Source organism: Curtobacterium sp. MCJR17_043 (assembly GCF_003224315.2).
GTDB lineage: Bacteria > Actinomycetota > Actinomycetes > Actinomycetales > Microbacteriaceae > Curtobacterium.
This window is the reverse complement of the sequence record NZ_CP126259.1, coordinates 1,008,491-1,027,840: the sequence shown is the minus strand read 5'-3', so window position 1 is coordinate 1,027,840 and position 19,350 is coordinate 1,008,491. Positions and strand designations below refer to the sequence as shown.

Annotated in this window: 15 protein-coding genes and 6 pseudogenes; 11 read left to right on the top strand and 10 right to left on the bottom strand. The window is 72.4% G+C overall.

Features of this window, described 5'->3' with window-relative positions:
- Complete coding sequence (purF, locus tag DEJ15_RS05435; RefSeq protein WP_110823510.1) at window positions 1-1,458, top strand: amidophosphoribosyltransferase; 1,458 nt, start codon at window positions 1-3, stop codon at window positions 1,456-1,458.
- 95 nt (window positions 1,459-1,553) lie between these two features.
- Here the strand turns inward: purF and DEJ15_RS05430 are convergent, their stop codons facing one another.
- Together DEJ15_RS05430 and DEJ15_RS05425 are read right to left on the bottom strand one after the other, a co-directional pair.
- Window positions 1,554-2,015: a hypothetical protein gene (locus tag DEJ15_RS05430; RefSeq protein ID WP_110823509.1), complete on the bottom strand. Its 462-nt coding sequence runs from the start codon at window positions 2,013-2,015 to the stop codon at window positions 1,554-1,556.
- A gap of 161 nt (window positions 2,016-2,176) precedes the next feature.
- Window positions 2,177-3,079, bottom strand: coding sequence for a hypothetical protein (locus DEJ15_RS05425; RefSeq protein WP_284175807.1), 903 nt, complete (start codon window positions 3,077-3,079; stop codon window positions 2,177-2,179).
- Between the two features lie 31 nt (window positions 3,080-3,110).
- Between DEJ15_RS05425 and DEJ15_RS05420 the strand changes: the two genes are divergently transcribed.
- A complete protein-coding gene (locus tag DEJ15_RS05420; protein ID WP_284175806.1) occupies window positions 3,111-4,697 on the top strand; it encodes a helix-turn-helix transcriptional regulator in 1,587 nt (528 codons plus the stop codon).
- A gap of 348 nt (window positions 4,698-5,045) precedes the next feature.
- Here DEJ15_RS05420 and DEJ15_RS05415 read toward each other — a convergent pair whose 3' ends face one another.
- Window positions 5,046-5,405: a sterol carrier family protein gene (locus DEJ15_RS05415; RefSeq protein ID WP_110823507.1), complete on the bottom strand. Its 360-nt coding sequence runs from the start codon at window positions 5,403-5,405 to the stop codon at window positions 5,046-5,048.
- Window positions 5,406-5,462: 57 nt separating this feature from the next.
- On the opposite strand from DEJ15_RS05415, the pseudogene purD reads away from it, so the two are divergent.
- Both purD and DEJ15_RS05405 read left to right on the top strand, forming a co-directional pair.
- Window positions 5,463-6,732, top strand: a pseudogene (gene purD / locus DEJ15_RS05410) (phosphoribosylamine--glycine ligase).
- Window positions 6,729-7,609 (top strand): annotated as a pseudogene (locus tag DEJ15_RS05405) (phosphoribosylaminoimidazolesuccinocarboxamide synthase). Before purD ends, DEJ15_RS05405 begins: the two co-directional pseudogenes overlap by 4 nt.
- A gap of 116 nt (window positions 7,610-7,725) precedes the next feature.
- On the opposite strand, the gene DEJ15_RS05400 reads toward DEJ15_RS05405, so the two are convergent.
- The 4 genes and pseudogenes from DEJ15_RS05400 to DEJ15_RS05390 all read right to left on the bottom strand — a co-directional run bounded on the left by DEJ15_RS05400 (window position 7,726) and on the right by DEJ15_RS05390 (window position 10,236).
- Window positions 7,726-8,490: a PP2C family protein-serine/threonine phosphatase gene (locus DEJ15_RS05400; RefSeq protein ID WP_284175804.1), complete on the bottom strand. Its 765-nt coding sequence runs from the start codon at window positions 8,488-8,490 to the stop codon at window positions 7,726-7,728.
- A 13-nt stretch (window positions 8,491-8,503) separates the two neighbouring features.
- Window positions 8,504-8,929 (bottom strand): annotated as a pseudogene (locus DEJ15_RS17860) (GAF domain-containing protein); the annotation flags it as partial.
- A gap of 138 nt (window positions 8,930-9,067) precedes the next feature.
- Complete coding sequence (gene lepB / locus DEJ15_RS05395) at window positions 9,068-9,700, bottom strand: signal peptidase I (RefSeq protein WP_110823503.1); 633 nt, start codon at window positions 9,698-9,700, stop codon at window positions 9,068-9,070.
- Entirely contained in the window at window positions 9,697-10,236 is a 540-nt protein-coding gene (locus tag DEJ15_RS05390; protein ID WP_284175802.1) for a hypothetical protein, read from the bottom strand. The genes lepB and DEJ15_RS05390 overlap by 4 nt, the downstream gene beginning before the upstream one ends.
- A 306-nt stretch (window positions 10,237-10,542) precedes the next feature.
- Between DEJ15_RS05390 and DEJ15_RS17855 the strand changes: the two are divergent.
- The 4 genes and pseudogenes from DEJ15_RS17855 to DEJ15_RS05375 all read left to right on the top strand — a co-directional run.
- Window positions 10,543-10,716, top strand: a pseudogene (locus DEJ15_RS17855) (SDR family oxidoreductase); the annotation flags it as partial.
- 82 nt (window positions 10,717-10,798) lie between these two features.
- Window positions 10,799-11,116: an SDR family oxidoreductase gene (locus tag DEJ15_RS17850; RefSeq protein WP_349814943.1), complete on the top strand. Its 318-nt coding sequence runs from the start codon at window positions 10,799-10,801 to the stop codon at window positions 11,114-11,116.
- Between the two features lie 44 nt (window positions 11,117-11,160).
- Window positions 11,161-12,060, top strand: a complete 900-nt coding sequence (locus DEJ15_RS05380) for a VOC family protein (RefSeq protein ID WP_110823501.1) — start codon at window positions 11,161-11,163, stop codon at window positions 12,058-12,060.
- A gap of 66 nt (window positions 12,061-12,126) precedes the next feature.
- Complete coding sequence (locus DEJ15_RS05375; protein ID WP_110823500.1) at window positions 12,127-12,693, top strand: GNAT family N-acetyltransferase; 567 nt, start codon at window positions 12,127-12,129, stop codon at window positions 12,691-12,693.
- Window positions 12,694-12,841: 148 nt separating this feature from the next.
- Here DEJ15_RS05375 and DEJ15_RS05370 read toward each other — a convergent pair whose 3' ends face one another.
- Window positions 12,842-14,347: a catalase gene (locus DEJ15_RS05370; RefSeq protein ID WP_110823499.1), complete on the bottom strand. Its 1,506-nt coding sequence runs from the start codon at window positions 14,345-14,347 to the stop codon at window positions 12,842-12,844.
- Window positions 14,348-14,469: 122 nt separating this feature from the next.
- Window positions 14,470-14,964 carry a Fur family transcriptional regulator gene (locus DEJ15_RS05365; protein WP_110823498.1) on the bottom strand — a complete coding sequence of 165 codons (495 nt, stop codon included), beginning with the start codon at window positions 14,962-14,964 and terminating at the stop codon, window positions 14,470-14,472.
- Between the two features lie 301 nt (window positions 14,965-15,265).
- Between DEJ15_RS05365 and DEJ15_RS17845 the strand changes: the two are divergent.
- The 3 genes and pseudogenes from DEJ15_RS17845 to DEJ15_RS05355 all read left to right on the top strand — a co-directional run.
- Window positions 15,266-16,156: pseudogene (locus DEJ15_RS17845) on the top strand (acyltransferase family protein); the annotation flags it as partial.
- Window positions 16,157-16,340: 184 nt separating this feature from the next.
- Complete coding sequence (locus DEJ15_RS05360) at window positions 16,341-16,472, top strand: hypothetical protein (protein WP_284176335.1); 132 nt, start codon at window positions 16,341-16,343, stop codon at window positions 16,470-16,472.
- A 127-nt stretch (window positions 16,473-16,599) separates the two neighbouring features.
- Window positions 16,600-17,430: a cytochrome c oxidase assembly protein gene (locus tag DEJ15_RS05355; RefSeq protein WP_284176296.1), complete on the top strand. Its 831-nt coding sequence runs from the start codon at window positions 16,600-16,602 to the stop codon at window positions 17,428-17,430.
- 427 nt (window positions 17,431-17,857) lie between these two features.
- Here the strand turns inward: DEJ15_RS05355 and DEJ15_RS05350 are convergent.
- Window positions 17,858-19,346: pseudogene (locus tag DEJ15_RS05350) on the bottom strand (DHA2 family efflux MFS transporter permease subunit); the annotation flags it as partial.
- Between the last annotated feature and the right edge of the window lie 4 nt (window positions 19,347-19,350).

The following is a 19,350-nucleotide window of genomic DNA, read 5'->3' as shown; positions in this document are numbered from 1 at the left end:
ATGTGCGGCATCGTCGGCCTCGTTGCGCAGGGGCCTGCAAACCAATCCATCTACGACGCACTGCTCCTCCTGCAACACCGGGGACAGGACTCGACGGGCATCGCCACGGTCGACGGGCACGTGCACCACATGCACAAGACCCGTGGTCACGTGCGCGAGGCCTTCCGCACCCGTGACATGCGGGCGCTCCTCGGGACCATGGGTCTCGGCCACGTCCGGTACGCCACCCGTGGCGCCGCGACGAACGAGGAAGAGGCCCAGCCGTTCTACGTGAACGCGCCCTACGGCATCGTCCTGGTGCACAACGGCAACCTGACGAACACGCGTGAACTCACGCGGGAGCTGTTCGACATCGACCGCCGGCACCTCAACACGACCTCGGACACCGAGCTGCTCGTGAACGTCCTCGCGCACGAGCTGCAGGGCCAGGTCCGCGGCAAGCACCTGGACCCGGGGCAGGTGTTCGACGCCGTCGAGCGCGTGCACGAGCGGGTCGAGGGCTCGTACGCCACGATCGCGACGATCGCCGGGCACGGCCTGCTCGCGTTCCGTGACCCGTTCGGCATCCGTCCGCTCATCCTCGGGCACAAGTTCGACGACGCGGGGAAGAGCGAGTGGGTCGTCGCGAGCGAGTCCCTCGTGCTCGAGTCCGGCGGCTACGACATCGTCCGTGACGTCGCTCCCGGCGAGGCCGTCTTCATCGAGATGGACGGCACGATGCACGCCCGACAGTGCGCGAAGGACCCGCGGCTCGTCCCGTGCGCCTTCGAGTACGTCTACCTGGCCCGTCCGGACTCCGTGATGAACGGTATCTCGGTCTACGACGCCCGTCTCCGTCTCGGCAACCGCCTGGCCGACACCATCGAGCAGTACGCGCCGACCGGTGACATCGACGTCGTCATGCCGATCCCGGACTCGTCCCGACCGGCAGCGATGCAGGTCGCGCAGAAGCTCGGCATCGAGTACCGCGAGGGCTTCTACAAGAACCGCTACGTCGGCCGGACCTTCATCATGCCGGGCCAGGCGGAGCGCAAGCGCAGCGTCCGACAGAAGCTCAACGCGATGTCGTCCGAGTTCAAGGGCAAGAACATCCTCATCGTCGACGACTCGATCGTGCGCGGCACGACGAGCCGCGAGATCGTCGAGATGGCCCGTGCCGCCGGCGCGAACGAGGTCACGTTCACCAGCGCCGCGCCGCCGGTCCGCTACCCGCACGTCTACGGCATCAACATGCCGACCCGTGCCGAACTGATCGCGCACGACCGCAAGATCCCGGAGATCAACACGGTGCTCGGCAGCGACCACCTGATCTACCAGGAGATCGGCGACATGCGCGACGCGATCATCGAGGGGTCCGACGTCCCGGACCTCGAGATGAGCTGCTTCACCGGCGAGTACGTCACCGGCACGGTGTCGCCGGAGTACCTCGCCTGGGTCGAGGCGAACCAGCTCAGCTGACGACGGTCCGGAGCGTCGGGACCACGGACTGGAGGCCCGTCACCAGCTGGTGACGGGCCTCCAGTCCGTTCGTGGTCGCGTCCGCGACCGCAGCCTCAGCGCTCGGGCTGCCCCTGGTCGTCTGCAGTGGGCTCGGCCGTCGCATCGGTCGGGGACGCCGGGCCGGTGGCGGGGCCGTCGTGGTCCTCGAGCTCGCCGTCGACCGTCTCCGGAACCGGGTCGACCGTGACCCGCTCGGCGGTCAGGCTCGCCGCTCGACGGGACGACACCCGGTCGAGGACGACCGCGACGAGCGCACCGACGAGCATGCCGATCGAGACGCCGTAGAGGCCGAAGTACCCGACGAGCCCGGCGAAGCCCGTCGTCTCCTGCTGGTCGCCGCGGTCGAGGCCCATGGTGAGCGCGACGACGACGACCGTCACGAGGAAGCCGAGCACGGCGCCGCCGAGGATGAAGACGCTGAAGCGCGGCGCGCGTCGGATGGTGACCTGGTCCGGGGAGGTCACCACGTCGGGTGCCGGGACCGGACGCTGGTCGGGTCGATCGGTGTCGCTCACCGTCCCATTGTCCCCCACCTTGGGAGGAGGCTCGCGCGGCAGTTCATCCACTGGACGCGAGATGATGGTCCGGTACCGCGGGGTTTCGAGACGGGAGGTGCGCGATGGTCGACGAAGCCGACCCGGGTGACCGCCGTCCGACGCGGGCTCCCGCCCGGTTGTCATGGCCGGTGCTCCGCCGCCGAGAGGAAGACCGGGCCGTCGCGGTCGTCGCCGATCACCGGTGGAGCGTCGCGCTCGTCGGTGCGCCCGGACTCGGGAAGACCACCGTCGCCGCCCGCGTGACCGACCGCGTGGTCCGACGAGCGCCGGACCCGGCACCCCTGGTCGTGCCGATCACCGCGGTCGCCGCCGGTTCCTCGATGCCGTTCGGTGCGGTCTCGGACCGGTTCGGCGACGTGCTCGGCGACGACCTGACGGAACCCGTCCCGGCCGAGGAACTCCTGCGCCGCGCGGCCCGGACGGAGGGTCGGGAGCTCGTGCTGCGGGTCGACGACGCGGACCTGCTCGACGCGCTGTCCGCCCGCTACGTCGCGTGGCTCGTGCGCGACCACGGCGCGCGGCTCGTCCTCACCTGCCGCGACTTCACGGCGCTGGCCGAACCGCTGCGGGCGCTCTGGCAGGACGACCTCCTCGAGCGGATCGACCTCGTGCCGCTCGACGTGGACGAGACGTCCGCGCTCCTGGAACGCGCGCTCGGTGCCCCGCTGGAACCCGCCTCGGTGGAACAGGTGCACCGGGCGACCGAGGGCAACCCCCTGTACCTGCGCGAGGTGGTGCGTGCCGGCCTGGCCTCCGGCGCGCTCGAGCACACCGCGCTGAGCTGGTACTGGCGCGGGCGGGTCACCGCGTCCCACAGCCTGGCCGACATGTACCGGACCGAACTCGCCGCGCTCCCCGGCGACCTGCGCGACGTCGTGGAGATCGTCGCGCTCGCCGAGCCGATCCCGGTGTCCCGCCTGCTCGCCCTGGTGGACGGGAGCGACCTGGACCGGGCGGTCGGCCTCGGGTTCGTGCGGATGGACTCCACGGGCACCGGCAGCCCGGTCGCACGGTCGTCCCACCCCCCTCGTCGGCGACGTCGTCCGGGCCCTGGTGCCCGTCGCCCGACGGACCGCCCTGTTCGCGCGGGCCAACGCCTTCCGCACCGACCGGCAGGAGGGCGCACCGCCGGCGGCACGTCTCCGCGCGATCCTGTGGGCGCTCGAGTGCGGTGTCCTGCCGCCCGTCGACCAGTTGCTCGACGCAGCGCGGATCGCGAACGGCCTCCAGGAGCACGAGAGCACGATCGCCCTGACGTCCGCCATGCTCGGGGCGGTCCTCACGCCGACGGAGCGGGTCCGCACCCACTGCCTGCGCTCGCTCGCCCACGGGTACAGCAGCGGACGCGAGGCCGGCCGGGTCGACGCGGAAGCCGCCTGGGGCCTCGCCACGTCCGGCGTCGACGTCGACGACGTCGCGGTCGTCGAGGCGTGCGAGACACTCGCCAACCTCCGGCAGTTCCACGACGACGACGCCGCGTCCGCCGTGACGCTGACCGAGATCGCCGTCGCGCACGTCGGCCCGGCCGCGCGCGAGCAGCTACGCGTCCTGCGGCTCTCGCACCTCGGGTGGGGCGGCGAATTCGCCGAGATCCGACAGGAGATCGAGCGCTCCGGGGTCCTGCACGCCCCGGCGATCCCGCGGTCCTTCCTGCCCATCGCCGCGTGCGCCGTGATGGCCCTCGGCACCGGTGGGCGGCTGGACGACGCGATGCGACTGGCCCACGCCTGCCTGGCGACCGCCACGGTCCACCTCGAGGACTCGCCGTGGACCGTCGGGGAGGTCGTGTCGGTGCTGCACCAGGTCCAGGTGTGGCGCGGGGACATCGCCGAGATGGTGACGCAGGTCCCGCTCATCCGGGCCGACCCGTTCCTCAAGTACGACTTCACCCTCGAGCTCTTCGGCATCGGGAACCGCGCACTCGGGGAGCGACGGTGGTCCGACGCCGTGACGGCCTTCACCGCCGCGTGCGAGCGGTACGAGGTCATCGACCCCGGCGGCTTCTCGGCCTACGCGTGGTCCCGTCTGGCCATGTCCCAGGCGTACGCCGACATGCCGGACGCAGCAGCCGAGTCCGTGGAGCGGGCGCGGACCACACCGCTCCGTGCCATGCGAATCCTCGGCGACCAGATCGAGACGACGATCGCGTGGACCGAGGCGCTGCTCGGGAACCCGTCCGGGCTCCGGCGGGCCGACGAGATCATCGCGCGCGGGACGGCGGCGGGCGCGTGGACCCACGTGCTCTACGCGCAGACCCTGCACTACGCGATGGACGCGATGGCCGGTCGGGACACCGCCGCGTCCCTCGCGCGGATGCAGGACGCGGCCACCCGCGTCGACGGGCCCCTGGCCGCGGCGATCACCGGGTACGCCGACGCCCTGCGGTCGGGTGACCGCGCGTGGATCGCCAGCGCCCAGGCCGACCTGGCCGCGTGCGGCATGGCCGTCACCGCGGGCCGGACGAAGCAGCCGCTCACGAAGCGCGAGTACGAGGTGGCCGAGCTCGCCGCCCAGGGGTACTCGAACCGGCGGATCGCGGACCGACTCGGGTTGTCGGTCCGGACGGTGGACGCACACATGTCGCGCGTGTTCGCGAAGTGGGACATCCGCGCACGGTCGGAACTCGTCGAACTCGTCTGAACACAGAACGAGCCGGGGATGGACCGGGCCGGGCACGGAACGGCCCGCGCACGGAACGCCCCGCGCAGGGAACGGCCGGCGCACGGAACGGTCTGAGCAGGACGGAACGGTCTGGGCAGACCGCAGAAGAAGTTGCGGGATGCAGCACGACTCGCCGCTGCCGTTGACACACCGCGCCCGGTTTCGCGTAGCGTGGAATGCGTCGCCGGGTTCGGACCCGTTCGGGTCGGGTCCGAATCCCGGCGGCTTCACCAAGGCTAGAGAAGCGGGTGCACGGTCCACATCGGTAGGACCTACCTAATTCCCCCCGGGTACCGAGACCGACGGGCGTGTCACCACGCCGCCGGGTCAGGGCAGGCGGACCGGCAGGAACGCGGCGATGTCGGCCCGTGAACCGGACGCGCTGACGCGGCGGGTGGTCTCCGGGTCGTCCCAGTGCTGCCGACCCGTCGCGAGCGCGAGCCACGTCGTCGCGTCCGTCTCGACCACGTTCGGCGGCGTGCCGCGCGTGTGCCGCGGTCCGGGCACGGCCTGCACCGCGGCGAACGGCGGGACCCGCACCTCGACGCTGTTGCCGGGCACGTCCTCGGCCAGGCGCTGCAGGGTCCAGCGGACGGCCGTCGCGATCGAGGAGCGGTCGGTCGCGCCGGCGGTGACGGCGTCGAGCGCGGCCCGGCCGACGGCGTCGTCGATGGTCTTCGGCGGCATCCCCACAGGCTAGCCGGTGCACTACGGGCGGCTCATCGGGCTCGGTAGGGTGATCGGGTGCGAATCCTCGTCCTCGGTTCCGGTGCCCGCGAGCACGCGATCATCACGGCCCTCCTGGCAGAACAGGCCGGGCACGTCATCACGGCAGCGCCGGGGAACGCCGGCATCGCCGCCGACGTGGAGACGGTGTCGCTCGACCCCACGAACGGCCCACTCGTGGCGGAGTACGCGCTCGAGAACGACGTCGAGCTCGTCGTCGTCGGACCGGAAGCGCCCCTCATCGCCGGCGTCGCCGACCCGCTCCGCACCCGGGGCATCCCGGTGTTCGGTCCCGGCAAGGCCGCCGCGCAGCTCGAGGGGTCGAAGGCCTTCGCCAAGCGCGTCATGGCCGAGGCCGGCGTCCCGACCGGACGTCCCGTGTCCGCCGGCACGGTGGACGAGGCAGTGGCGGCGCTCGACGAGCTCGGTGCTCCGTACGTGGTCAAGGCGGACGGGCTCGCGGCGGGCAAGGGCGTCCTGGTGACCGAGGACCGCCAGGCGGCGATCGACCACGCGACCTACTGGCTGCAGCACGGACACGTCGTGGTCGAGGAGTTCCTCGACGGGGAAGAGGTCTCGCTGTTCTTCCTCAGCGACGGGCACGACGTCCGACCGCTGTCGCCCGCGCAGGACTACAAGCGACTGTCCGACGGTGACCTCGGACCGAACACCGGCGGCATGGGCGCGTACTCGCCGCTGCCGTGGCTCGACGACCGCTGGGGGTCCGAGCAGGCCTTCGTGGACGAGGTCACCGACCTGGTCGCGCTGCCCACCGTCCGCCAGCTCGAGCACGAGGGCACGCCCTTCGTCGGACTGCTCTACTGCGGGCTGATCGTCACCGAGCAGGGCGTGCGGGTGATCGAGTTCAACGCCCGCTTCGGCGACCCCGAGACCCAGGTGGTGCTCCCCCCGCCTCGCGACCCCGCTGAGCGGCCTGCTGCTCGCCGCCGCGTCGGGGCAGCTCGGCTCCACGCCGCGGCCGGAGTTCCGCGACCAGGCGGCCGTCACGGTCGTCCTGGCCAGCGAGGGCTACCCGGAGAGCCCGGTCACCGGCCGGACGATCACGGGTGTCGACGCCGCGAACGCCCGCGACGGCGTCGCCGTGCTGCACGCGGCGACGGGCGCCCTCGACGGCGACTCCGTCGCGACCGGCGGCCGGGTGCTCAGCGTCGTCGCCACCGGGGCCGACTTCGCCGAAGCGCGCGACCGCGCCTACGCCGGCCTGCACGACATCACGCTCCCCGGCGCGCAGTTCCGCACCGACATCGCCGCGAAGGTCGTCCGATGAGCGCCGCCCCGGACGTCCAGGGCTGGCGACACGTCTCCTCCGGCAAGGTCCGCGAACTGTACGTGCCCGCGTCGACGGCCGACGTCGCCGGTGCCACCGAACTGCTCCTCGTCGCGTCCGACCGGGTGAGCGCCTACGACTTCGCGCTCGAGCCGCCGATCCCGGGCAAGGGCGAGCTCCTCACCCGGCTGTCCCGCTTCTGGTTCGACCAGCTGGGTGACGTCCCGAACCACCTGCTCACCCCGAGCGGGACGACGACGCCCGTCCCGGCATCCGTCGAGGCACGCTCCATGCACGTCATGCCGCTGCGGATGTTCCCCGTGGAGTGCGTCGTGCGGGGGGGTACCTGGTCGGCAGCGGCTGGGCCGAGTACCAGGAGACCGGCAGTGTCTGCGGTGTACAGCTGCCCGCCGGGCTGGCGAACGGTGACCGCCTGCCGGAGCCCATCTACACGCCCGCGTACAAGGCCCCGCAGGGCGAGCACGACGAGAACATCTCGTTCGAGCGCACCGAGGAACTCGTCGGCCCCGCGGACGCCGCGGCGCTGCGTGACCTGTCCCTCGCCGTGTACTCCGAGGCGGCGGCGATCGCCCTGCAGCGCGGTGTGGTCATCGCGGACACGAAGTTCGAGTTCGGCCGCGACGCCGACGGACTGATCCGGATCGCGGACGAGGTCCTGACGAGCGACTCGAGTCGCTACTGGGACGCAGCGGCGTACGAGTCGGGCAACCGGACGGACTCGTTCGACAAGCAGATCGTCCGCGACTGGCTCAGCGCGAACTGGGACCGCACCGGGACCCCGCCCGTGCTGCCGGACGAGGTCGTCGAGCGGACGGCCGCGCGCTACCGCGAGCTGATCGAGCGCCTCGGCGCCTGACCGCGTCCCGGCCGGCGGAAGACCGACCGGGCAGGCGGCCGATCGGGCAGGCAGCCGTTCGGGCAGGCAGCCGGTCGGGCAGGCAGCCGGTCGCGCTGCCATCCGGTCAGGCCGGGTCAGGCGTCGCGGGACACGACCACGACGGTCAGGTCGTCACCCGGGTCGTGTTCGAGCGCCCGGCCCCGGACACCGGCCAGGAACGTCGACAGGTCCGGCGACTTCCGGTGGAGCGCGCCGAGCCGGGAGAGCGACGCCAGGGTCGAGTCCCACAGCTCGAGGGCGCCGTCGCTGACGAGCAGCAGGGTGTCACCCGGTTCCAGGACGAGTTCCCCCGCCGCGCGGTCCATCCCGATCGGGTGCAGGCCGACCGGCAGGTCGAGCGACCGCAGCACGGTCTCGGTGCCGTCGGCGTGCAGGTGCAGGACGAGTCCGTGCCCGGCGTCGACGAACGCCAGCCGACCGGTCGCCGTGTCGAGCCGCCCGTGGAACAGGGTCGCGAAGGCCTCGGCGGCGCTGAGGTCCGGGGCGACCTGCTCCTCGAGCCCGGCGACCGCGGTGGACGGGTCCTCGTGCCGGCGGGCGAGCAGGGCGCCGCGCATGCCGGCCGCGAGCAGTCCGGCGGCCATGCCCTTCCCCATGACGTCCGCGATGGTGAGGTCCACCGTGCCGTCGTCGATGCGCCAGTCGTGGAAGTCGCCCGACACGATGCCGTGCGGGATCGACGTCCCGCCGATGGTCCAGCCGGGCAGGTCGAGGGTGTGCGGCTGCAGCCCGGAGAGCACCGTGCGGAGGCGGTCGTCGTCGAGACCGGTGGCCAGTTCGCGCTCCGCCCAGACGCCGAGTTCCTCGAGCAGGGCGACGTCCTCGGGGGGCGAGGGCACGCGGGCTCGGGTCGATGAGGCAGAGCGTCCCGACCTTGGTCGCGTCGGCACCGACGTGCAGCGGGACCCCGGCGTAGAAGCGGACGTTCGGGTCGTTGTTCACCATCGGCAGGTCGGAGAAGCGCAGGTCGTCCCGCGCGTCCGGCACGACGACGGGGCCGTCCTGGTCGAGCGTCCGGCCGCAGAACGTGTCCAGGATGGGCGTCGACCCGGGGAACACCTGGTCGGACTGCTGCGACTTGTGGAAGAGCACGTCGTCGCCGGCGAGGTTGAGGAAGGAGCCGGAGACGCCGAACGCCTCTCGGGCGATCCGGGTGATGCGCTCGAACCGTTCCTCCGGGCCGCCCTGCACGACGTCGAGTGCGGCGAGCAGCGCAGCACGACGAGCCGCGACGGGAGCGGAAGCGGGGATCGTCTGCTCGACGTGCTCGGTGCTCATGCGACCACGCTAACGCGGATACCGGACAAGCCCTCTCGGAGTTCACGGAACGCATGACCCCAGTCGACGGGCCACGCGCACGACTCCCCCCCGGCACCGCGCACCGCGCACCGCTCACCGCTCGCGCACCGCTCGCGCTCAGTCGGCGTCGGGGACCGCGTCCCACTCGTCGCCGTACCGCGACAGCACCGACCAGCGGTCGACCGGCCAGGTGATCACGAACGCCCGACCGACGATGTCCTCGACCGGCACGTTGCCGTGCACGCGCGAGTCGGCGGAGTTGTACCGGTTGTCACCCATGACCCAGACACGGCCGTCCGGCACCGTGATCGAGAAGTCCTCGCCGGAGACCCGGTTCACGTCCGCCGGCAGGCGCACGTACGGCTCGTCCACCGCGTGCCCGTTGACCGACAGCCGGCCCTGGGCGTCGCAGCACTCGACCCGGTCGCCCGGCAGCCCGATCACGCGCTTGATGAGGTCCTCGCCCTGCCCCGGGGCGAGCCACGCGTTCGGGTCGCGGAACACGACGACGTCACCGCGCTCGAGCGACATGACGTCGGGCACGAGCTCGTTCACGAGGACCCGGTCCCCGACGAGCAGGGTGTCCTCCATCGACTCCGAGGGGATGTAGAACGACCGCACCAGGAACGCCTTCACCAGGAAGGACACGACCAGCGCCGCCACCACGATCACCACGAGGTCGCGCAGGAACCGGGCCGTGGACCGGCCACGGGTCTGCTCGGTCGCGGCCGACGGATCTGTCTCGCTCAATGGGTGACCACGACCTTCACGACGGAGATGACGAGCGCGACGGCGGCGAGCACGAGGCCGCCCCAGAGCCCGAGGAACGACGGCTGCTTGCCGCGGAACCGCTGGAGGAACACCCCGACCAGGCCGATGCGGACGACCAGGATGACGACCGCGGCGGTCTGCGCCCACTCGGCCGGTACCCACCCGATCCACGCGGCCGCATAGAGGACGCCGGGGATGAGTCCTGAGGTCGCGATCGGGTTGGCGTTCCGGGTGATCACCGCGACGGACTCCCGCCGCGCCGTGTCGTCGGCGGTGTCCCCGATCGCGTGTGCCACGAGGTGCGCGAGCACGTGCGCGAGGTACGTCAGCACCGCCGTCGCGAGCACGGTGAGCACGGCGGCTCCGTGGTGGATCTGCTCGGGCGAGACCGCGATCGCGACGGCGAGCACGGTGATGTTGCCGTAGATGTACGACGACATCCGGTCGCGGACGTGCTCGACCGGCAGGTCCTGGGGGGCGTGGGCGACCGCGGCGTTCGGAGGGCATCGGTCCATCTTGGCCCGTCCCCGTCGGGTCGGACCGACGAGCGACCGGGTTCGATGCCAGGGTGGACCGGACCGCGCACCGACGCACGGTCGGGACGGAGGCCCGGATGACGAACCGCAGACCACTCGCCCTGGTGACCGGGGTGGGCCGCCGCGCCGGCATCGGTGCCGCCATCGCGACCCGTCTGGCGGCGGACGGCTGGGACCTCGCCCTGAGCTGGTGGGGTCCGTACGACGAGCGGGTGCACGGAGCCGCGGACCCGGAGGGGGGTGGACGCGGTCGTGTCGGAGTGCGAGGCCGCGGGGGCTGCCGTGATGCGCCTCCCGGTCGACCTGGCCGACGCCGAGCAGGCGGCCGCGCTCGTCGGCCGGGCCGAGGCGGAGGCGGGCGCTCCGGTGACCGCGGTCGTCATGTCACACTGCGAATCGGTCGACTCGGACTTCGCGACGACCACTGTCGAGTCGTTCGACAAGCACCTGGCCGTGAACGTGCGGGCTCCGTTCCTCATCGTGCAGGCGTACGCGCGCCGGCTCCGCGAGGGGGGCCGACGCACCCCTCGACCAGCGGCGCGTGATCGCCCTGACGAGCGACCACGTCGGCTTCAACCTGCCGTACGGGACGAGCAAGGGCGCGCTCGACCGACTCGTCGTCGGTGCCGCGATCGAACTCGGGGACGTTCGGGTCAGCGCGAACACGATCAACCCGGGGCCGAACGACACCGGGTGGATGACCGACGAGATCCGGCAGGCCGCCGTGGACCAGACCCCGCTCGGACGCGCGTCGACGCCTCGGGACACGGCCGCGCTCGTCAGCTTCCTGTGCGGGCCGGACGGCGGGTGGGTGAACGGGCAGCTGCTCAAGACCGACGGAGGCTTCAGCGCGAAGTGACGCGTTTCGTTGACGTGTCACCAATATCGGCGCACACTGAGGACATGCACTCGCAGGACCTCCTCGCCGCGGACACCGGGATGGGCGCCGTCACGCTCCGGGTCGCCGACCTCGACGCGATGACGGCGTACTACCGGGACGGTGTCCGCCTGACGGTGCTCGCGCAGCAGGGCGGCCGCGTGGTGCTCGGCCGTCCGGCTGCCGGGGGCGCACCGGGCGGACGCACCGTGCCGGTCCTGGTCCTCGAGCACGAGCCGGCGCTCCGGAACGCCGGCCCGGGGCAGGCCGGCCTGTTCCACACCGCCGTGCTCTTCGACACCCGGGCCGACCTGGCCGCCGCCCTGTACTCCGTCGCCACCAGCTACCCGCAGTCCTTCACCGGCAGCGCCGACCACCTCGTCAGCAACGCCTTCTACTGCACGGATCCCGAGGGCAACGGCGTCGAGCTCTACTGGGACCGCGACCGGACGCAGTGGTCGTGGACGCACGGCTCGGTCGACATGGACACCGTGTACCTCGACCCGAACGCCTTCCTGCAGGAGCACCTGACGGCCGAGGCGCTCGAGCACGCCGGATCACGACCGGGCCGCGTCGGCCACGTGCACCTGTCGGTCGGGGACGTCGCCACCGCGGAGACGTTCTACGTCGACACGCTCGGCTTCGAGACCACCGCGGCGGTGGGCGGCCAGGCACTGTTCGTCAGCGCCGGCGGGTACCACCACCACATGGCGATGAACACGTGGAACTCGCGCGGGGCCGGACGCCGACAGCTCGCCCTCGGGCTGGGCCTCGTGCGCATCGAGGTGCCGGCCGACGACGACCTCGGCGCGCTCACCGCCCGGATGCGCGACGCCGGCGTGCAGACCGCGGACGACGGTCGGACGGTCGCGTTCGAGGACCCCTGGGCGAACCGCATCGAGGTGACGACCACCGGTCGCGGATGAGCCCCGACCCACCGGCGGCGAGCCCGACCCGCGCTGGCGGCCAGGCGCACCCGGCAGGATGGTGCGATGACTGACGACATCCGGTGGGAGGTGGTCGAGGAGAGCGCGCTGACGCTCACCGACCACGAAGCGATCGCGGCGATGCTGGCGCAGGCCTTCCCGAGCTGGTCGCACTGGTACGTCGGCGGCCGGAGCTGGGCGGGGATGCAGCCCGAGCGCCGTGTGGTCGGTCGCACCGAGGACCGCGTCGTCCTCGCACACGTCGGCATCCGGCGGATGTTCGTCACGGTCGGCGGTGAGGACGTCCTGGTCGGCGACACCGGCCTGGTCGGGGTCGCACCGCGGCTGCAGGGCACGGGCGTCGGTCGCGAGCTGATGGACCGCGTGCACGACGTCCTCGACGGCCTCCGCGTGCCGTACGGGTTCCTCGGCGCGGGTGAGGACCGGATCCCGTTCTACGCACACATGGGCTGGCACGAGTTCCCCGAGGCGGTCGGCACCTTCAGTGCATTCACGGCGGACGGCGCCGGCGTCTCGGAGACCGAGCAGGGCGGGTGGATGGTCCGTCCGGTCACGGCCCGGCTCGAGGACTGGCCGGAGGGACCGATCCTCCTCAACGGCCAGCAGGTCTGACGCCGGGGCACCGGACGCAGCCGGACACACGGGAGGCGCGGTGCGAGTCGGACCCGCACCTGGGCCCCCGCCGGCCGGTACCGGAGCGTCGCGCCAGCGGCGGTCCGGCCGTGACCGGCGGGGAGCCTCCCGGCGGTTCCCGCGTCGACTACGCCTCGACGGCGACCGCCTCCGCGTCCTCGTTGGAGCCCGGGGTGGTCGGCACGACGGCGGCGCGCACGCGGGCACCGAGGTCGGGGTCGACGTTCGTCCAGTAGGCGAAGACGCGCTCGCGCAGGTCGTCACGCGTCACCTTGGAGACGTGTCCGGCGATGTTGCCGACCAGACGCTCGCGGGCGGCGTCGTCGAGCACCTCGCGGTAGAGCGTGCCGGCCTGACCCCAGTCGTCGTCCTCGGGGTGCAGCGTCGCGGCGGAGCGCTGGAGGGCGCCGTCGGACTCCCACCCGGGGACGTCGTCCGTCGCGTTCGGGTCGGCGTGCGCCCCACCGAGCGTGTTCGGGGCGTACACCGGCACCTCGGCCTTCTGGAAGTCGAAGCGCATGGCGCCGTCCTTGGAGTACGAGTGCACCTCGTTCTTCGGGGCGTTCACCGGCAGCTGCGCGTGGTTCGTGCCGACGCGGTAGCGGTGGGCGTCCGCGTAGCTGAAGATGCGTGCGAGGAGCATCTTGTCCGGGCTCGCCGCGATGCCGGGCACGAAGTTCGACGGGGCGAAGGTCGCCTGCTCGATCTGCGCGAAGTAGTTCTCCGGGTTGCGGTTGAGCTCCATCGTGCCGACCTCGATGAGCGGGTAGTCGGCGTGCGGCCACACCTTCGTCAGGTCGAACGGGTTGAAGCGGTAGCTCGCGGCGTCCTCGTACGGCATGACCTGCACCTTGAGGGTCCAGCGCGGGGTGTCACCACGCTCGATGGCCTCGTACAGGTCGCGGATGTGGAAGTCCGCGTCCTCGCCGGCGATGCGGTCGGCGTCCTCCTGCGTCAGGGTCGCGTGGCCCTGCTCGGTGAGGAAGTGGTACTTCACCCAGAAGCGCTCGCCCGCGGCGTTGATCCACTGGTAGGTGTGCGACCCGAAGCCGTCCATGTGGCGCCACGACGACGGCAGACCGCGGTCGCCCATGAGCCACGTGACCTGGTGCGCCGATTCGGGCGACAGGGTCCAGAAGTCCCACTGCATGTCGTGGTTGCGCAGGTGCGAGCCCGGCAGGCGCTTCTGCGAGCGGATGAAGTCGGGGAACTTGATGCCGTCGCGGATGAAGAAGACGGGGGTGTTGTTGCCGACGAGGTCGTAGTTGCCCTCTTCGGTGTAGAACTTCAGCGCGAAGCCGCGGGGGTCGCGCCAGGTGTCGGGCGAGCCCTGCTCACCGGCGACGCTCGAGAAGCGGGCGAGCATCTCGGTGGTCTTCCCCGGCTGCAGGAACGCGGCGCGGGTGTACTGCGACACGTCCTGCGTGACGGTGAAGGTACCGAACGCACCGCCGCCCTTGGCGTGGACGACGCGCTCCGGGACGCGCTCGCGGTTGAACTGCGCGAGCTTCTCGACCAGGTAGTGGTCGTGCAGGGCGAGAGGGCCGTCGGCCCCGACACCCATCGAGTGCTGGTCGCTGGAGACCGGGGCCCCGCTGTTGGTCGTGGTGGTGGGCGTGTTCTGGTCGGACACGGTTCCTCCTAGGTGGAACGGTTGGATCGGTCGGGGTGGCTCGGGTTGGTCTCGGTGGGCGGCGCCGGACAGCGGGCGCGCCTGAGGGGGGGCCTGCCGGGAGGCCCGTGCGACGTGGGCGGTCAGCCCACGCCGGGTGCGGCGACGGGAGGCGCGGTCGCGGGGACCAGGGCACCCGTCGGCTCATCGGCCTCGTCCGCCTGCTCCGCCGCAGCGCACTGCTCACAGATGCCCCAGTAGGTGACCTCGGCGGTGGTGACCGCGAAGCCGTGGGTCTCCGACGGGGTCAAGCACGGGGCGTGACCGACGGCGCAGTCGACGTCGCCGATCGCGCCGCACATGGTGCAGACGATGTGGTGGTGGTTGTCGCCGGTCCGGCGCTCGTACCGGGCGGGGCTGCCGGCCGGCTCGATCCGACGGACGAGCCCGGCGCCGGTCAGCGCGTTGAGGACGCCGTAGACCGCCTGGTGGCTCGTCGTCGGCAGTTCAGCGGCGAGCGCGCTGACCAGGTCGTCCGCCGTGGTGTGCGGGGACGCCTCGATCGCCCGGAGTGCCGCGAGCCGAGGAGCGGTGACCCGGAGTCCGGCTCCGCGGAGGAGTTCGGTGTCGTCGACCATGCGGAGCCTTTCTCTTGCAGCGTTCAAGACAACGCTCACAGTACACGGCGGACGCGCTTCCGACGCCAACACCACATGCGCGTTGCGGAATACGATGTGTCACGATCGGGTCGCGATCAGCTGAGCATCGCTCGACGGGGGTGGTCCGGCCGGTAGCGTCCAGCCATGTCCATGCAGCAGGCCGGCGCGACGCCGGCGAACACCGCTCAGGACGCCCGGGGGGACCATCGCGCAGCGGGACCTGGTCGTCGACCTCATCCGGACGGCCTGCGTCGTCCTCGTCGTCGTCGTGCACGTGACGATGGTCGGGGTCGGGTCGGGCGCGTCCGGCATCCGGGTCACGAGCCCACTGCAGGAACTGCCCTGGAACGTCGGGGCGACCTGGGTCGGCCAGGTGATGCCGCTGTTCTTCGTGGTCGGCGGGTTCGCGAGCGCCGTCGGATGGCGCAGCACCGTCGCCCGGGCCGGTCACGGCGGCGACCCAGCCCGGGACTTCATCGCGACCCGGCTCGTCCGGCTGTTCCGCCCCGCGGTCCCGCTCTTCGTGGTGCTCGCCGTCGGCCTCGGCATCGCCACCGCGGTCGGGACGCCCGCCGACCTGCTCGGCGAGCTCGCCTTCGGCATCGGGTCCCCGCTGTGGTTCCTGGCGGCGTACGGCATCACACAGTGCTGCGTCCCGGTCATGGCCCGGCTGCACGCGCGTGCGCCGTGGCGGACCCTGCTCGCGCTGCTCCTGCTCGCGGCCGCGATCGACTCGGTCCGCCTGGCGTCCGGCATCGTCGAGGTCGGCTTGCTCAACCTCGGCCCGGTGTGGCTCTTCGCCCAGCAGCTCGGGTTCCTGTGGGTCGACGGCTGGTTCGCCCGACGGTCCCGGCTCCTGCTGCTCGGCATCGCCGGCCTGGCGTACGCCCTGCTCGTGCCCCTGACGTCCGTCGGCCTCTGGGCACCGGACATGCTGCAGGACCTCAACCCGCCGATGCTCCCGCTGGCGTTCCTCGCCGTCGGGCAAGCGTGCCTCGTCCAGCTCGTGCACGCACCCCTGACGCGACTGATGGCAACCCGCCCCGCGCAGGCCGTCGTGTTCCTGCTCGGCCGCGACGGCATGACGATCTACCTCTGGCACCTGCCGCTGTTCATCCTGCTCAACGGGGTCGGCCTGCTCGTGGGGCTGCCGTTCCCCTCGCCGGGTTCGGGCGTCTGGTGGGCCACCCGCCCGGTCGCGGTCGTCGTGCTCCTCGCCGCCACCCTCGGTGTCGCCCGCCTGGTCCGTCGCGCCGATCGGCCCCTCCCCCCGCCTGACGCCCGGGTCGGACCGCCCGGCGTGGTCCATGTTGGCGGCCGGCGCCGTGTGCACGATCGGTCCCGCGTTCGCGGTCATGCAGCTCCACCTCTCCTTCCCGCTGGCGCTCGTCGGGGCCGTCGCGATCCCGCTGGGTGTGTGGCTCCTCGCACGGACGGTGCCGGCGGAGGAGGCGGCGACGCCGGTGCCCAGCGCGGGACGCATGTAGGGATCCTCATACGCCGGGGCCGTGTCGGGCCTCCCGGCCGGAGGAGGATGACTCCCGCAGCGCGACCCCGGGAGGCACCCCACGCCGTCACCCTCCGAGTTCTGGAGCACCTGGCACGTCGACCCCCCTGGCGACGGCGCTGGTCGTCGTCGCGGCAGCCGTCTACGGCCGCTGGGTCCTCGCCGCCCGCCGCCGCGGCGCGCGCTGGCCGTGGTGGCGGACCGTGGCGTTCGTCGCCGCGCTCGGCCTGTTCGCGACGCTGCAGTCCGGCATCGTGGGACAGGACGACCGCCAGCTCCGGTGGGCGTTCGTCCTGCGGCTCGCGACGCTGTTCTTCGCGGTGCCCGCGTTCGCCGCGGCGGCCGGCCCGCTCACGCTGCTCCGGACGGGAGGCCCGACCCGCCTGTCCGGGGCCGCCGACGCCGTCCTGCGGTCCCGTCCGGCACGGCTGCTCGGCAACGCGATCGTCGCGCCCCTGGTGGCCCTGGCCGTGTTCGGCGTCCTGCTCACCCCGCTGGCGGGCGTGCTGCGGCAGTCGTTCCTCAGCGCCGAAGCGGTGACCGTCCTCGTCCCGGTGCTGGGCTTCCTCCTGTTGGCACCGCTGTCCGAGGTCGGGGTGCTCCACTCCTCCGCCTTCGCGACCGCCGAGTTCCTGCTCGCGTTCGTCGAGCTCGTGCTCGATGCCGTGCCCGCGGTCGTGATGCGGGTGAGCAGCCACGTGCTGGACGGTGCCGGCCGGACCGCCCTGCACGTGCCGTGGGCACCGTCGCCCCTGCAGGACCAGCACCTGGCGGGCGACCTGCTGTGGTTCATCGCCGAGGTCGCGGACGTCCCCGTGCTCATCGCCCTGTTCGTCCGGTGGCAACGCTCGGACCGCCGCGAGGCCAGGGCCGTGGACGACCTGACGGACGAGCAGATGGCGGCGCTGACGCGGGAGCACCTGCGGCGTCGATCCTGACGGGGGGCAGTGGGTCCCGCGCTGCCGGGCTCCCGCGGCTCCACGCCCCGCGGCTCCCGCGGCTGCGCACCCACGGCCGCGCGCTCCAGGGCCGCGCCCCTCGGCTCGGCCGCTGCGCGTCCGGCTGTTCCCCGCCGCCGTGGTCCCGCGGCGCCGTGGCCGCGCCGCCGGCACGACGGAGCCCCGGCCCCTCGTGCGAGGGACCGGGGCTCCGGCGGCGCGACGAGCGCGGGCGTCGTGCGGCTAGGCGCCCGCGTGCTTGCCGTGGTGCTCGGTGGTGGCGAGCTCCTCCTCGGCGGTGGTGGGTGCCGGCGACGAGGCGTGCGCGGCGACGTGGTCCCGCTCCCCCCGTCGTGGGACGGCCGCCCGCGACCTGGCCGCCGCCGACCTGACCGCTGTCGGCCTGTCCGGCCTCGACCTGTCCACCGTCGGGCTGCGTGGCGACCGCGCCGGTCTGCTTCCACGCGGCCGTCTGCTTCGGCTTCGTCAGGAACAGTGCCGCGACGATCGCCGCGATGAGCACGACGGCCGGCAGGACCAACGACTGGCCCATCGCCCGCGAGAACGGGTCGAGCAGGAAGCCCGGCAGGGACCCCGTCTGCTCGGCGCTGATGCCGGACCCACCGGACCGGCTGGGGAACTCCGCGCGGATGCGGGCCTCCATGAGGGCAGCGATGCCGGCGGAACCGAGCACCGCACCGATCTGACGGGTGGTGTTGTAGACGCCCGAGCCGGCGCCGGCGAGCCGCGGCGGCAGGTTGCGCGTCGCGGACACGGAGAGCGGTCCCCACATGCAGGCGTTCGCGAGCCCGAGGAGCGCGCTCGGCAGGAGCACCCAGCCCCAGTCGGCGTTCGCGGCGATGAGGGCGCCGAACCAGAACAGCCCGCCGGAGAAGCAGGCGAGGCCGAACGAGGCGACCCAGCGCGGGCTCCAGATGTTCAGCCGCTTGCCGACGTAGGGCGCGAGCGCGGCCGAGAGGACGGCCTGCGGGACCAGGAGGAGCGCGGCCTGCGTCGGCGAGAACCGGAGCACGTCCTGCGCCCACAGCATGATCGGCAACGCGAAGGACGCGATGGCGACACCGACCGCGGTGATCGCGATGTTCGCGAGGGTGAAGTTGCGGTCCGTGAACAGGCCGAGCGGGAGGAGCGGCTCCCCCCTTCTGCACGCCCTGCCAGACGACGAACGCGGCGAGCACCACGATGCCGGCGATGATGAGCGACCAGACGGAGATCGGACCGGTGATGGTGCCCCAGTCGTAGGTCTCGCCCTCCTGGATGCCGAAGACCAGCAGGAAGAGCCCGACCGCGGACAGCACGACGCCGAGCAGGTCGAAGCGGTGACGGTTCGTGGCGAAGGACGGCACGAACTTCTGCGCGAGGACGAACGCGACGACGCCGACGGGGACGTTCAAGAAGAAGATCCACTCCCAGCCGAAGCCGTCGACGAGCAGGCCGCCGAGGATCGGGCCCACGAGCGAGGCGACACCGGCGACGGCGCCCCACAGGCCCATGGCGGCACCGCGGTTCTGCGGCGGGAAGATGCGGGTGATGACGGCCATCGTCTGCGGGGTCATCATCGCGGCGCCGAGGCCCTGCACGACGCGGGCGAGGATGAGCACCTCGATCGAGCCGGCGAGCCCGCACCAGAGACTGGCGAGCGTGAACACGACGAGGCCGACCTGGTACAGCACCTTGGGGCCGAAGCGGTCACCGAGGCGACCGGTGATGAGGAGCGGGACGGCGTACGCGAGCAGGTACGCACTCGTCACCCAGATGACGGCGTTGATGTCGGCGTCGAGTGCCTGGGAGATGGTCGGCGTCGCGACCGAGACGATCGTCGAGTCGACGAGGATCATGAAGAAGCCGACGACGAGTGCCCAGAGCGCTGGCCACGGCTTCTTGCCGTGCTCCAGGTCG

Excerpts from the sequence above, each read along its gene's own strand:
- purF (WP_110823510.1), top strand. The coding sequence starts at position 1 with ATGTGCGGCATCGTCGGCCTCGTTGCGCAGGGGCCTGCAAACCAATCC.
- DEJ15_RS05415 (WP_110823507.1), bottom strand. The coding sequence starts at position 5,405 with ATGCCGCCGAAGACCATCGACGACGCCGTCGGCCGGGCCGCGCTCGAC.
- DEJ15_RS05390 (WP_284175802.1), bottom strand. The coding sequence starts at position 10,236 with ATGGACCGATGCCCTCCGAACGCCGCGGTCGCCCACGCCCCCCAGGAC.
- DEJ15_RS05380 (WP_110823501.1), top strand. The coding sequence starts at position 11,161 with ATGCACTCGCAGGACCTCCTCGCCGCGGACACCGGGATGGGCGCCGTC.
- DEJ15_RS05375 (WP_110823500.1), top strand. The coding sequence starts at position 12,127 with ATGACTGACGACATCCGGTGGGAGGTGGTCGAGGAGAGCGCGCTGACG.
- DEJ15_RS05365 (WP_110823498.1), bottom strand. The coding sequence starts at position 14,964 with ATGGTCGACGACACCGAACTCCTCCGCGGAGCCGGACTCCGGGTCACC.
- DEJ15_RS05360 (WP_284176335.1), top strand. The coding sequence starts at position 16,341 with ATGCAGCTCCACCTCTCCTTCCCGCTGGCGCTCGTCGGGGCCGTCGCG.